Origin of the sequence: Sphingobium sp. RSMS, assembly GCF_005406185.4 — a bacterium.
Taxonomy (GTDB): Bacteria; Pseudomonadota; Alphaproteobacteria; order Sphingomonadales; family Sphingomonadaceae; genus Sphingobium; species Sphingobium fuliginis.
This window is the reverse complement of the sequence record NZ_CM191257.1, coordinates 783,241-796,453: the sequence shown is the minus strand read 5'-3', so window position 1 is coordinate 796,453 and position 13,213 is coordinate 783,241. Positions and strand designations below refer to the sequence as shown.

Here is a 13,213-nt window from a genome sequence, read left to right as displayed (position 1 = left end):
TAGGCCACCTTCCTTATCTTATCCTGCGGGCATGCCTTCGGTGTTCGCAAGCCTGTCCCATCTGAACCAGTCGCGGGACCCCGCCGCCAACCAGCGACGCGTGCAGCGGGATCTGGTCGATATGGTCAGCCATATCACCGCGCAGGGGCGAACCCATGGCGCGCGGATCATCAACATCTCCGCCCTGGGATTGATGTGCCGGACGGATGCGCCGTTGGCCATGGGCGAACGGGTGACGATATGGCTGCCCGTGGTCAAGGACCATGCCGGGGACGTGCGCTGGTCGGAAGATGGACGGATCGGCGTCGAGTTCCTGAGGCGGATCGAACCGCATGTCTATGACGCGATGCTGTCCCTCATTCCACCACGGCAGACGGCCTGGTAAACGCCTTCCCAAGATCATCCCCCGCCTCCAGCCGCTGGCGCGAACGGACCAGCGCCTGCGGCATTTGCGTGCGCAGGAAATTCATCATCGCCTCCCGCACCTCGCAGCGCAGGTCGAAGGCTATGCCGGCGTTGCGGGCGCTCAGCAGGCCGCGCAGCTCCAGCGCATCGGCGCGCTGGTCGGTGACCTGCAATATCGCGACCCGCCCGTCCCAGCGGCTGTTGGCCTTGACCGCCTCGATGAATTTCGCCCGGATCGCCTCTATGTCGGCGGCGGGATCGACGTAAAGGAATACGGTGCCGAGCAGGTCGGAGGTTTTCGTCGTCCAGTTCTGGAACGGCTTTTCCAGGAAATAGGACACCGGCACGATCATCCGCCGGTCGTCCCAGATGCGGATGACGACATAGGTCAGCTTGATGTCCTCGATCCGGCCCCACTCGCCCTCGACGATCACGACATCGTCCAGCCGGATCGGTTCTGAAAAGGCCATCTGGATGCCGGCGATCAGGTTCTTGAGCGCGGGCTGCGCCGCCGCACCGACGGCCAGCCCGGCCAGCCCCGCCGACGCCATCAGAGTAACCCCGACGCTCCGCACGCCGGGAATGGCGATCAGCATCAGCGAGACGATCAGGAAGCTGACGATGAACTGCGTCACGCGGTAGAGGATGCGGATGCGGGTATGCTGCCGCCGCGCCTTCAGATTATCCTCCACGCTGATGTCGCTGCGGCGCTCCAGGATGATGCGCCCCGCCCGCATCAGGGAAAAGATCAGCCAGCCCATCAGCAGGATGAACAGCATTTTCGACCCGATGGACCAGATCGCCTCCACATTCGGGCTGAAGGTCAGCGGCTGAATGCCCGCCGCCAGCGTCATGAGGACGATCAGCCAGCGGCTGGGGTGATAGAGGGCGGGAAGGATCACCGGCTCTATCCGCATCCGCCGCACGATGCGGGTCGCCAGCCAATAGACCAGCCAATGGAGCAGGAAGGCGACGGCGACCGACAGGCCGATCGAGATCGCCGCCATCGACGTGACATGGTGCAGGCTGATGTCGGATTGCATGGTCCTGCAACGACAGGGCCGCGGGATGGTTTCGCAGGTGCGGCAGGCCGTTGCTTCCACGATGCGTGCCGACCCTGCGAGGGAAACGCCGCCCGGTCGCACAGCCGCCGGCACCGCATTCCTGCCTTCGCCAGAACAGGCAGCGATCCTACCCGCTGCGCAGCAGACCCACCGCCGCGTCGCGTTCGAAAAGATAGAGGCAGGTTCTGGCCGCCTGCCCCCGCGCCTCGCTCAGTCCCCCATCGCGGTCGATCAGCAGATGCGCGTCGTCGCGCGCCGGATCGAGCAGGGCGGAGAGATGCTCCGGCGTGGCCAGCTTCAACTGCTGCTCGCCCGACTGGCGCGTGCCCAATATCTCGCCCGCGCCCCGCAGGCGCAGGTCTTCCTCGGCTATGCGGAAGCCGTCATTGGTTTCCCGCATCAGGGCCAGCCGCGCCCGGGCGGTCTCGCTCAGCGCATTGCCGCGCAGCAGGATGCAGACCGACTGGTTCTGCCCCCGCCCCACGCGCCCGCGCAACTGGTGAAGCTGCGCCAGGCCGAAGCGGTCGGCCCCTTCGATGATGATGAGGTTGCTGTTGGGAACGTCGACGCCGACCTCGATTACGGTCGTCGCCACCAATATCTTCGCCCGGGCGGAGGCGAAGGCTTCCATCGCGGCGTCCTTCTCCGGCCCCTTCATCCGGCCGTGCACGATGGCGACCCGCTCGCCGAAGCGCATCCGCAGCGTTTCCGCCCGCGCCTCGGCGGCGGCAAGGTCGCTATTCTCGCTTTCCTCGACCAGCGGGCAGACCCAATAGGCCTGACCCCCGCCCTCCACATGGCGGGCCAGCGCCTCCACCACTTCGTCCAGACGCCCGGAGGACATGACGACGGTCTGGATCGGCTTCCGGCCCGGCGGCATCTCGTCCAGGCGGGACACGTCCATCTCGCCATAATAAGTGAGCGTCAGCGTGCGCGGGATCGGCGTGGCGGTCATCACCAGCAGGTGCGGCGCGCGCTCCGCCTTGGCCGCCAGCATCATGCGCTGCGCGACGCCGAAGCGATGCTGCTCGTCGATCACCGCCAGGGCGAGGTTCTTGTATCGCACTGCATCCTGGAAGATGGCGTGGGTGCCGACCAATATGTCGATGCTCCCGTCCGCCAGTCCCATGAGGGTGGATTCGCGCGCCTTGCCCTTTTCGCGCCCGGTCAGGATGGCTATATTCACCGGCAGGCCCGACGCCATCCCGCGCAGCGTTTCATAATGCTGGCGGGCAAGGATTTCGGTCGGCGCCAGCAGCGCGCCCTGCGCCCCCGCCTCGACCGTGTTGAGCAGCGCCATCAGCGCGACCAGCGTCTTGCCCGACCCCACATCGCCCTGCAACAGGCGCAGCATGGGCACGGGCTGGGCCATGTCGCCCTCTATTTCCATGAAGGCGCGGCTCTGCGCGCCGGTCGGCGCAAAGGGCAGCTTGAGCATGGCGCGCAACCGGCCGTCACCGGCAACGGGCACGCCCCGGCGCCTGCGGGACGACTGGCGCACCAGCATCAGCGCAAGCTGCCCGGCGAATATCTCGTCATAGGCGAGCCGCTCGCGGGCCAGCGCGTCCGTGGGATCGGCATGGATGCGATGCAGGGCCTCCCGCCATCCGGGCCAGCCTTTGCGGGCGAGCAGGCTGGGTTCGATCCATTCGGGCAGTTCGGGGGCGCGGGCCAGCGCCTGCGCCACCAGGTCGCGCAGGCGATTGTTGGTCAACCCTTCGGACAGGCCATAGACCGGCTCCCGCGCGGGAATGGTGGCGGCTTCCTCCGGCGGAAGGACATGGTCGGGATGCACGATCTGCAGATTGTCGCCATAGGCCTCCAGCTTGCCGGAGACGAACTTCGCTTCGCCCAGCGGCAGCAGCTTGCGCGGCCAGGCGCTGTTGCGGCCGAAATAGACCAGCGCGACGCTGTTCCCGTGCCGGTCCTGCGCGATCACGCGGAACGGCGCGCGGGCGCTGCCGGACGCGCGATAATCGGTGGGCGTCAGCGTGATGCCGATGACCCGGCCTGAATCGCCCAGGATCAGCTCGTCCACCATGCGGCGGTCGATGAAGCTGACCGGAAGATGGAAGGCGACGTCGACGGCGCGCGCCAGGCCCAGCCGCTCCAGCGGTTTTGCCAATGTTGGGCCGACGCCTTTCAGCGCTTCGATTTCGGTGAAGAGTGGGTTGAGGATATCGGGTCGCATGGCTATCTGCATGCGTCTAGCCCAGCCGGGACGATGCGCAAACATCCGATCGGCAATTTCGCCATGCTCGCGCAAGGAACAAATTGTGAACGAAGACCCCCGCATCCGCCGCCTGCAATTCCGGGCCTGGCATCGCGGCATCAAGGAAGCGGACCTGGCGGTGGGGGGATTTTTCGATCGCTACCATGCCGAATGGGGCGAAGAGGAACTGGATTGGTTCGAACGCTTTATCGAGGAACAGGATGCCGACATCATGGCCTGGGCCCTCGGCACGCTGCCGCTGCCGGAACAATGGCGCGGGCCGATGTGGGACAGGTTCGTGAAGATGGATTTCGTGGAGATCGGGAAGAAATAGAAGCCCTACGCCGTCATCCCCGCGAAGGCGGGGATTCATCTCCTGACGGAGCATCCACACGCCGGGCCGGGAAACGCATCCCGCCTTCGCGGGAATGACGAAGCAAGAAATGACCGATCTCCAGAAAATCCTCAAAGCCTCCGCCCCGATGACCCTTTCCGGCGTGCCGGCCGGTTTTCAGCCCTGGCTGCTGGCGGACATCGCGCGCGCCGCCCCGTCCCGCACCCTGTTCGTCGCCCCCGACGAGCAGCTGATGCGCGCCGTGGCGGATACGGCGCATTATTTCGCGCCGGAGATCGAGATCGTCGAAATCCCGGCCTGGGACTGCCTGCCCTATGACCGGGCCAGCCCTTCGCTGCGCACCGCCGCGGCCCGGCTGGCGGGCCTCTACGCCCTGCAAGGCAAGCCGCAGGGACCGCAACTCGTCCTCACCACGCTCAACGCCCTCACCCAGCGCACGCTGACGCCGTTCCGCGTGCGGCAACTGGTGGCGAAACTCGCGCCCAAGGAACGGATCGCCATCTCGCGGCTGGCCGACATGCTGCAGGCCAATGGCTATGTGCGCACCGACACCGTGCATGACCGGGGCGAGTTCGCCATACGCGGCGGCATTGTCGACCTGTTCCCCGGCGGCGAGGAACAGCCGCTCAGGCTCGATTTCTTCGGGGACGAGATAGAGACGGTGCGCCGCTTCGATCCCGCCGACCAGCGGACGAGCGGGAGCGTCGAGGGCTTCACCCTGCTCCCCGCGTCGGAGGCCTTGCTGGACGAGGAGACGATCAAGCGTTTCCGCGGCCGCTATCGCGAAATTTTCGGCGCCACGGCCACCGGCGACCCGCTCTATCAGGCGGTGAGCGACGGGCGCCGCCTGCAGGGCATGGAACATTGGCTGCCGCTGTTCGAGGAACGGCTGGTGCCCCTGACCGACCATCTGGGCGACGACAGCCTGATCCTGCTGGACCATGGCGTCGCGGGCGCGGCGGAGGCGCGGTTCGAGGCGATCAGGGACTATCATGCGAACCGCGCGGCGGCAAAATCCTCCGATCCCGGCGCCTATCGGCCGCTGGAGCCCAGGGCCCTCTATCTGGAGGCGGAGGAATGGGCCGCTTTGGCGCGGGACTGGCCGATGCACGCCACCACCCCTTTCCATGAACCGGAAACCGCCTCCGTCCTCGACTTCGCCGTGGATGGCCCACGCGACTTCGCGCCGGAGCGGGCGCAGAACGCCAATGTCTATGAGGCGGTGAGCAAACATATCGCCGCGCTCCAGCGGGCGAAGAAGAAGGTGGTCATCGCCAGCTATTCGGGCGGCGCGCGGGAACGGCTGTCCGGATTGCTGGCCGACCATGGGCTGAAGCGGATCGCGGCGGCGGACAGCTGGCAGGAGGCGCTGGGCATCGCGGCGGGGGGCAGCACGGTGCTGACCGTCCTGCCGCTCGACCATGGCTTCACCGCGCCCGACGTGGCGGTGCTGACCGAACAGGACATGCTGGGCGACCGGCTCGTGCGGCGGGCCAAGCGCAAGAAGAGCGCCGACGCTTTCCTGGCCGAACTGGCGACGCTCTCGCCGGGCGATCTGGTCGTGCACATGGACCATGGCATCGGCCGCTATGAAGGGCTGACCCAGATTCCCGTCGCCAAGGCGGCGCATGATTGCGTCGCGCTGGAATATGCGGGCGGCGACAAGCTCTATGTGCCGGTCGAGAATCTGGAGGTTCTCTCCCGCTACGGCTCCGAAAGCGAGGGCGTCAGCCTGGACAGGCTCGGCGGGGAGGCCTGGCAGCGGCGCAAGGCGCGGATGAAGGAACGCATCCGGGAGATTGCGGGCGAACTGCTCAAGACCGCGGCGGAGCGCGCCCTGCGGCCCGCGACCGTGGCGGAACCCGACAGCGCGGGCTATCCCGCCTTCGTCGACCGCTTCCCCTATCAGGAAACCGACGATCAGGACCGGGCGATCAGCGACGTGATCGAGGATCTGGGCGCTGGCAGGCCGATGGACCGGCTGGTCTGCGGCGATGTCGGCTTCGGCAAGACGGAGGTCGCGCTGCGCGCCGCCTTCGTCGCGGCGATGGCGGGGATGCAGGTGGTGGTGATCTGCCCGACCACCCTGCTCGCCCGGCAGCATCACATGAATTTCGAGGAGCGTTTCCGGGGTTTCCCGGTGAAGATCGGCCGCCTGTCCCGGCTGGTGCCGGACAAGGAGGCGAAGGCGGTGAAGGCCGGCCTTGCCGACGGAACCGTCGACATCGTGGTGGGCACCCATGCGCTGCTGGCCAAGGGGCTGGAGTTCAAGCGGCTGGGTCTCGTCATCGTGGACGAGGAACAGCGGTTCGGCGTGACCCACAAGGAACGGCTGAAGTCGCTCAAGACCGACGTCCACGTGCTGACGCTGACGGCGACGCCCATTCCGCGCACCTTGCAGATGGCGATGTCGGGCCTGCGCGAACTGTCGGTCATCCAGACGCCGCCGGTGGATCGCCTGGCGGTGCGGACCTACATCATGCCGTGGGACGGGGTCGTGATCCGCGAGGCGCTGCTGCGCGAACATTATCGCGGCGGCCAGAGCTTCTTCGTCGTGCCGCGCATTTCCGACCTGACGGAGATCGAGGAATTTCTCCGCACCGAAGTGCCCGAAGTGCGGCCGGTGGTCGCCCATGGCCAGATGAGCGCGACGGAGGTGGAGGAACGCATGTCGGCCTTCTACGACAAGCGCTACGACGTGCTGCTCTCGACCACCATCGTCGAAAGCGGGCTCGACATTCCGTCCGCCAACACGCTCATCATCCATCGGGCGGACCGCTTCGGCCTGGCGCAGCTCTACCAGCTTCGCGGGCGGGTCGGGCGGGCGAAGACGCGCGCCTATGCCTATTTCACCACGCCCGCCAACCGGGTGATCACCGAAACGGCGGAAAAGCGGCTGAAGGTGCTGTCCGACCTGGATACGCTGGGCGCGGGGTTCCAGCTTGCCAGCCACGACCTCGACATACGCGGCGCGGGCAATCTGGTGGGCGACGAGCAGTCCGGCCATATCAAGGAGGTCGGGTTCGAACTCTACCAGTCGATGCTGGAGGACGCGATACTGGAGGCGAAGGCCGGCGGCGCGGGGCTGGAGAAGGCGCGCGAGAGCTTCTCGCCGCAGATCACCGTGGACGCGCCGATCCTCATTCCGGAGGATTATGTGCCCGACCTCGACCTGCGCATGGGGCTCTATCGACGCCTCAACGAAGTCGAGGACCGGCAGGGGCTGGAGGCGTTCGCCGCCGAACTCATCGACCGGTTCGGCAAGCTGCCCGCGCCGACGCAGAACCTGTTCAAGATCATCGAGATCAAGCAGAATTGCGTCGCCGCCAATATCGCGAAAATCGATGTCGGACCGAAGGGCGCGCTGGTCAGCTTCTTCGAGGACCGCTTCCCCCGGCCCGAGGGGCTGGTCGCCTATATCCAGCGGCTGAACGGCGTGGCGCGGCTGCGGCCCGACAGCAAGGTGGTGGTGAACCGGGCCTGGGCCGATCCGGCGGCGCGGCTCAACGGCGCGCTGCAGCTTTCCAAGGGGCTGGCGAAGGCTGCTGCCTGAACGCCAGCACCCCTTTGTCATCCCTCGGACAACAGCCAGCAACAGTCGCAACCTAAATCCCGCTCTGGCGACCGGACAGCAAAGTCCGGCGCCAAGCAGGAGAATGACATGAGTTTGACCCTTATTGCCCTGGCCGCGGCAGCGGCCACGCACAGCGTGCAGATCGACCATGGCGGAAAGCCTGTCGAGGCGACCTACAGCGCCCGCGCCGAGTTCCGCACCAGAACCATCGGCGCCCGGACCCCGAACCGAACGGACATGCAACGGTGCCAGTGGACCGCCACCATATTGGTCGACCGGGCGCTCAGCCATGGACCTGCGCTCAGCCGCACGGTTTCCAGCGACAGGCAGTTTTCCGGCAGCGAGCATGGCGCCTGCACGCCCGGCCGCCAGTCGGGCGAACGCAATCTGGCCCGTTATGAAGGCGCAATCCGCGAACATCTGATCGCGGTTGCACAGGCGGACCACGCGCCGCTACTGGCCGAGCTTGATGCCGTCCGCAATCTTGCCTCCAACTGAAGACAGGGCGGCGCTGGCCTGCGCCATTCTGGCCAGCGCCTTCCTGGCTGGCGTCGGCGCTGGCCCCGCCTTTGCGCAATATGCCGACGGCGTGTCGGCCACGGTCGAGGTCGCAAGCGGCGAGCGGCGCCGGGGCCTGAGCTGGAGCGAGGGCGACCCGGTGCTGCGTGGTACGCTGTCCGTGCCCGTTGCTGACGGGCTGAGCCTCGACGGCGCCGCCGCCTCGCTATGGGGCAGCGCCCGGCATGGCGGAGCCGATGCCGTCGTCGACCTGGGGGCGGCCTATGCACGGCAGATCGGCGGATGGCGGCTTTCCGCCGAAGGCCGTTATCACCTTTTCCCCGGAAGTTCCGGACAGGGCTATGGCGAAATCGGCGCTGGCGCGGCTTTCCTGATCGGGCCGGCCAGCATCGACGTCAACGGCAGCTATGCCCCCAGGCAGTCGTCCATCGGCGGGGACAATCTCTATCTGTCCGCGTCGGCGGCGATGGGGTTGCCGGGCACGCCCCTCACCGTCTCCGCGCGGATCGGCCGGTCTTCGGGCGATGCGCGCGACCCGGCCCGCGCCGCGCGACTGCGCCCGGACGGCGCCTATTGGGACCATGGGATCGGCGTCGATTATATGAAGGGCCGCTGGTTCGCCGGCCTGCGCTATGCCGACAGCGGCATCGCAGGCCCCGGAGGCCGCCATGCGGGGGCAAGCCTGATCGGACGGGTGGGGTTAGGCCTTTAGCGCCAGCGCCACCAGATCGGCGGAGGAAACGCCCGCCGAACGCAGGAAACCCTGATAATAGTCGCAACCTTCACGGGTGAGGAGATCGAGCTGCTGCTCGGTCTCCACCCCTTCGGCAATGACGCGCAGGCCCAGCGACTTCGCCATGTGGATGACGCCCCGCACGATGATCCTGTCGCGGGCGGTCCCCGCAATGTCCTGCGCCAGCCCGCTGTCGATCTTCAGATAATCGAGCGGCAGGCTCTTGAGATAGGCAAGGCTGGAATAGCCGGTGCCGAAATCGTCCACCGCCACCGCCAGCCCTTCGGCCCGCAGCGCCGTCAGCAAGGCGGTGGCATTGTCCACATCCTCGATCAGGCCGCTCTCGGTGATCTCCACCGTCAGGCGCGACCGGGGAAATCCGCTCATGTCCACCAGGTTCAGGAACTGCGGCATGAAGCCGGGCTGGGCGATGTCCTCCGCCGTGACGTTGATCGACAGGCGCAGGTGCGACAGCGCGCGCGGCCAGGCGGCGGCCTGCCGCAGCGCTTCGGCCTGAATATGCGCCGAAAGCGGCAGCATATAGTCGGAACGCTCCGCCGTGGCGAACAGCATCCCCGCCCCCAGAGCGCCATATTGCGGGTGGTTCCAGCGCGCCAGCGCCTCGACCCCGATCATATGCTCGCCCCCGACCGGATATTGCGGCTGGAACAATATGCCGATCTCCCCGCGATGCAAGGCGAGGCGCAGGTCGGTTTCCAACTGGTCGGCATCCACCTGTCGGCTGCGCTTTTCCGAAGAAAAGATGCGGATGCCCTCCCCTCCCCCGACCCTGGCGTCGGCCAGAGCGGTGCCGGCGCGGCGGATCAGCCGGGTGGCGTCGTCGTCCGGACGCGACTGGGCGATGCCGCAACGCGCCGTCAGACGGATCAGATGGTCGCCCGCGCTGAACGGACGGCCGATGGCGCCGATCAGTTGCCGGGCCAGGAAGGTCGCCTTCTCCGCCGTCGCCGCTTCGCCCGTCAGGCCGATCAGGAATTCGGTCCCGGCGATGCGCGCGACCGTCGCGCCGACCGCCATGTCGACGGTCATGCGCTCTATGCGGCGGGCGATCCGGCCCAGCAGCGCGTCGCCCACCACCTGGCCATAGGCGGCGTTCATCCGGTCGAACTGGCTGATCGACAGCAGCAGCACCGTCGTCGCCAGCCCCTGCCGCCGTTCCAGCCAGTCGAGCGCCGCCTGACGCGAACGCAGCCCGGTCAGGTCGTCGCGGCCGGTCGCATCATGGCCATGCGCGTCGGACAACCATTCCACATCCGCCGCGACCACCCCGTCGATCAGCCGCAGATGGTGGACCAGCCGGTCGCCCGGACGGCCCGGCGCGGCATGGGCGAAGGCCTCCGGACGCCCGGAACGCATCATGCCGCGCAGGGCGGCGATCACCGAACGGCGCTCCGATCGCGGCAGGCGGCGGATAAAGGCGGCCGGATCGACGCTCTGCCGCTCAAGGCCAAGATGGCGCGCAAGATTGTCGCTGAGGCGGATGCGGTCCCCGTCCCTTTCCCAGTATAGCGCATCCCCGCGCCGGATGCGCTGGGCGCGCCGGCTGTGCGTCGTCCCGCCAACGAGCCGGTCGACCAGCCGCTGCGCCGAAGCCAGCGTCGCGCGCAGCTCGACCGGCGTGAAGGGCACGGCAAGGAAATGCGTCGCCCCCGCCTCCAGTAATCCAGGCACGGCGGCCATGTCGAGAGCGTCGACCAGCGCGATGAGCGCGCCCCCACCCGCATCCACCGCGGGCACCAGCGACGTGATCAGGCCGGCCTCGCCATCGCGCGCGCCGCGCATGTCGATCAGGGCGATCTGGGCATCGCTGTGCAGGAAGCGCTGCGCCGCATCGGTCGCGCGACGGGCGGCGATGGCGCGCCAGCCGGCCGTCCGCACCTGCTGCGACAGTCCGTCGCGGTCCCCCGGCGACAGAATGAAGAGGCTGCGCTGTCCGTCCAGTGCGGTCTCGCCGCTCACATGATGCTCCTCGGGACGGTCCATCGCCCCTTCCTAGACCCCATCGGTTAGCGTCCTGTTTACGCTGCCGCAACCGGTGACGCTTGCACGGGGCAGGTCCATCGCCTAGCTAGCATATATGGAGATGGCCGATCTTGGGCGCACGGTCCTGACCGATGCACTCGGCCGCCGGATCAGCTATTTGCGGATTTCGGTGACGGACCGGTGCGACCTGCGCTGCCGCTATTGCATGGCGGAGCGGATGACCTTCCTTCCCAGGGACCAGGTCCTGACGCTGGAGGAGATTGCGCTGCTGGCCGATCTCTTCATCGCCCGGGGCGTGCGCAGGATCAGGCTGACCGGCGGCGAACCGCTGGTGCGGCGCGACATCGTCGACCTCGTCCGGCGCATCGGCCGGCATGTGGGGGCGGGCCTCGACGAACTGACGCTCACCACCAACGGCACGCGGCTCGCGCATCATGCGCAGGCGCTTGCGGATGCAGGCGTCCGGCGCATCAATGTCAGCCTGGACAGCCTTGACCCTGAACGTTTCGCCCATGTCACGCGGAACGGCGACATCCGGCCCGTGTTCGAAGGGCTGGAGGCGGCGCGGGCCGCCGGCCTGTCGGTCAAGATCAACATGGTCGCGCTCAAGGGCATCAATGAGGACGAGATCCTGCCGATGCTGCACTGGTGCGATGCGCGGGGGTTCGACCTGACGCTGATCGAGACCATGCCGCTGGGCGAAACCGGGGAAGACCGGACGGATCATTATCTGCCGCTGACGCAGGTGGCCGATTCGATCCGCCGGCATCACGCGCTGACGCCGGTCCCGCATCGCACCGGCGGCCCCGCGCGCTATCATGCGGTCGAGGGGTTGAAGGCGCGGCTGGGACTGATCACGCCCCTCACCCATAATTTCTGCGCCGATTGCAACCGCATGCGCATGACCTGCGAAGGCAAGATCTTCATGTGCCTGGGCCATGAGGATCATGTCGACCTGAAGGCCGCCTTCCGCCAGGGCGGCCTGCCCGCGGTGGAACCGCTGATCGACCGCGCCCTGCGGCTGAAGCCGGCGGCGCATGATTTCCGCATCGGCGCCGATGCCGCGCCGGCGGTGCGGCGGCATATGAGCGTGACCGGCGGATGACCGACGACGTCCGGCGCGCTCTGGTCGCGTCCCCCAGCCCGGCGGCCAAGGCGGCGGAGGAAAGGCTGCGCGCCGCCTATGATTTCGTGCCCGTGGAGCAGGCGGACATGATCATCGCACTGGGCGGCGACGGCTTCATGCTCCAGACGCTGCACTCCATGCTGGAGGGGCGGCGAATCCTGCCGGTGTTCGGCATGAACCTGGGCACGGTCGGCTTCCTGATGAACGAATGGCGGCTCGAACGGCTGGAACAGCGGATAGAAGCAGCCAAGCCGTTCAAGGTCAATCCGCTGCGCATGGTCGTCGACACCGTGGATGGGGAGCGTTTCTCCATCCCCGCCATCAACGAAGTCTCGCTGCTGCGCGAAACGCGCCAGACCGCCAAGCTGGAGGTGAAGGTCAACGACCGCACCGTCCTGCCCGAACTGGTGTGCGACGGCGTGCTGGTGGCGACGCCGGCCGGATCGACGGCCTATAATCTCTCGGCGCATGGACCGATCCTGCCGCTCGGATCGGCGCTGGTGGCGCTGACGCCGATCAGCCCCTTCCGTCCCCGGCGCTGGCGCGGTGCGATCCTGCCGGAAAATACGGCGATCCAGTTCACGGTGCTCGATCCCGTGAAGCGCCCGGTCAGCGCCGTTGCCGACCAGCGCGAAGTGCGCGACGTCGCGCAGGTCGAGGTGAAGATCGACCGCGCGACCCCGCTGACCTTGCTGTTCGACCCCGAACATACGCTGGACGACCGGATCGCGGCCGAACAGTTCATCGCGTGAAAATTCCGTCATTTGGCGCTTGCCATTGCCGGAAATCCGCTGCTATAGGCGCGGCCTGCCCAGCGGAAGCCGGGTCGCTCCCCGATAGCTCAGCGGTAGAGCATTCGACTGTTAATCGAATGGCCGTAGGTTCGAATCCTACTCGGGGAGCCACTTTCCATCCTGCGGCGGCACCGGAAAACCTCCCAAATTCAGGCAGATTGACGCGCCTTGGCTCATGCCCCGCGCGCATCGGGCCATTCAGGCATTTTTTTCGGACTGGCGGCGGTTCCGGCCCTTGCCATTTCGCCAAAGCCGCTGCATATGCGCGGCCTGCCCGGCGCAAGCCGGGCCGCTCCCCGATAGCTCAGCGGTAGAGCATTCGACTGTTAATCGAATGGCCGTAGGTTCGAATCCTACTCGGGGAGCCAGTCTTTCACACCGGATCGGCTTCGCGAAACCAGAGGGACATTCCGCTCCATTCGGGCGT

General features: G+C 67.2%; 10 protein-coding genes and 2 tRNA genes. 9 read left to right on the top strand and 3 right to left on the bottom strand.

Going from position 1 to position 13,213, the window contains the following annotated elements:
- The first annotated feature begins 31 nt into the window (after positions 1–31).
- Entirely contained in the window at positions 32–385 is a 354-nt protein-coding gene (locus tag EGM87_RS03675) for a PilZ domain-containing protein (protein WP_061934687.1), read from the top strand.
- Here the strand turns inward: EGM87_RS03675 and EGM87_RS03670 are convergent.
- Both EGM87_RS03670 and recG read right to left on the bottom strand, forming a co-directional pair.
- Positions 357–1,448: a mechanosensitive ion channel family protein gene (locus EGM87_RS03670; protein ID WP_137709836.1), complete on the bottom strand. Its 1,092-nt coding sequence runs from the start codon at positions 1,446–1,448 to the stop codon at positions 357–359. The two genes, EGM87_RS03675 and EGM87_RS03670, sit on opposite strands and share 29 nt — an antisense overlap.
- 148 nt (positions 1,449–1,596) lie before the next feature.
- Positions 1,597–3,660: an ATP-dependent DNA helicase RecG gene (gene recG, locus EGM87_RS03665; RefSeq protein ID WP_137709837.1), complete on the bottom strand. Its 2,064-nt coding sequence runs from the start codon at positions 3,658–3,660 to the stop codon at positions 1,597–1,599.
- Positions 3,661–3,745: 85 nt separating this feature from the next.
- Between recG and EGM87_RS03660 the strand changes: the two genes are divergently transcribed.
- The 4 genes from EGM87_RS03660 to EGM87_RS03645 all read left to right on the top strand — a co-directional run bounded on the left by EGM87_RS03660 (position 3,746) and on the right by EGM87_RS03645 (position 8,841).
- Complete coding sequence (locus tag EGM87_RS03660) at positions 3,746–4,015, top strand: FAD assembly factor SdhE (protein ID WP_044662006.1); 270 nt, start codon at positions 3,746–3,748, stop codon at positions 4,013–4,015.
- A 109-nt stretch (positions 4,016–4,124) separates the two neighbouring features.
- Complete coding sequence (mfd, locus tag EGM87_RS03655) at positions 4,125–7,589, top strand: transcription-repair coupling factor (RefSeq protein WP_137709989.1); 3,465 nt, start codon at positions 4,125–4,127, stop codon at positions 7,587–7,589.
- 108 nt (positions 7,590–7,697) lie between these two features.
- Positions 7,698–8,108, top strand: coding sequence for a hypothetical protein (locus tag EGM87_RS03650; RefSeq protein WP_025549031.1), 411 nt, complete (start codon positions 7,698–7,700; stop codon positions 8,106–8,108).
- Entirely contained in the window at positions 8,080–8,841 is a 762-nt protein-coding gene (locus EGM87_RS03645; protein WP_503345421.1) for a TorF family putative porin, read from the top strand. The genes EGM87_RS03650 and EGM87_RS03645 overlap by 29 nt, the downstream gene beginning before the upstream one ends.
- Here EGM87_RS03645 and EGM87_RS03640 read toward each other — a convergent pair.
- Positions 8,830–10,866 (bottom strand): putative bifunctional diguanylate cyclase/phosphodiesterase, encoded by a 2,037-nt coding sequence (locus tag EGM87_RS03640; RefSeq protein ID WP_253719136.1) that lies wholly within the window; start codon positions 10,864–10,866, stop codon positions 8,830–8,832. The genes EGM87_RS03645 and EGM87_RS03640 overlap by 12 nt on opposite strands.
- Positions 10,867–10,960: 94 nt before the next feature.
- Here EGM87_RS03640 and moaA point away from each other — a divergent pair, with 94 nt between their 5' ends.
- The 4 genes from moaA (at position 10,961) to EGM87_RS03620 (ending at position 13,154) form a co-directional block, all read left to right on the top strand.
- Positions 10,961–11,971 (top strand): GTP 3',8-cyclase MoaA, encoded by a 1,011-nt coding sequence (moaA, locus tag EGM87_RS03635; RefSeq protein WP_044662001.1) that lies wholly within the window; start codon positions 10,961–10,963, stop codon positions 11,969–11,971.
- Positions 11,968–12,744: an NAD kinase gene (locus EGM87_RS03630; protein ID WP_025550952.1), complete on the top strand. Its 777-nt coding sequence runs from the start codon at positions 11,968–11,970 to the stop codon at positions 12,742–12,744. The genes moaA and EGM87_RS03630 overlap by 4 nt, the downstream gene beginning before the upstream one ends.
- A 78-nt stretch (positions 12,745–12,822) precedes the next feature.
- Positions 12,823–12,897: transfer RNA gene (locus tag EGM87_RS03625), tRNA-Asn, on the top strand.
- A 182-nt stretch (positions 12,898–13,079) separates the two neighbouring features.
- Positions 13,080–13,154 (top strand) — tRNA-Asn (locus tag EGM87_RS03620).
- Positions 13,155–13,213 lie beyond the last annotated feature (59 nt).

Bases quoted from the DNA above. Each gene is read 5' to 3' on its own strand.
- recG (WP_137709837.1), bottom strand. From the start codon at position 3,660: ATGCGACCCGATATCCTCAACCCACTCTTCACCGAAATCGAAGCGCTG.
- EGM87_RS03630 (WP_025550952.1), top strand. From the start codon at position 11,968: ATGACCGACGACGTCCGGCGCGCTCTGGTCGCGTCCCCCAGCCCGGCG.
- EGM87_RS03670 (WP_137709836.1), bottom strand. From the start codon at position 1,448: ATGCAATCCGACATCAGCCTGCACCATGTCACGTCGATGGCGGCGATC.
- moaA (WP_044662001.1), top strand. From the start codon at position 10,961: ATGGAGATGGCCGATCTTGGGCGCACGGTCCTGACCGATGCACTCGGC.
- EGM87_RS03645 (WP_503345421.1), top strand. From the start codon at position 8,080: ATGCCGTCCGCAATCTTGCCTCCAACTGAAGACAGGGCGGCGCTGGCC.
- EGM87_RS03640 (WP_253719136.1), bottom strand. From the start codon at position 10,866: ATGGACCGTCCCGAGGAGCATCATGTGAGCGGCGAGACCGCACTGGAC.
- EGM87_RS03650 (WP_025549031.1), top strand. From the start codon at position 7,698: ATGAGTTTGACCCTTATTGCCCTGGCCGCGGCAGCGGCCACGCACAGC.
- EGM87_RS03675 (WP_061934687.1), top strand. From the start codon at position 32: ATGCCTTCGGTGTTCGCAAGCCTGTCCCATCTGAACCAGTCGCGGGAC.
- mfd (WP_137709989.1), top strand. From the start codon at position 4,125: ATGACCGATCTCCAGAAAATCCTCAAAGCCTCCGCCCCGATGACCCTT.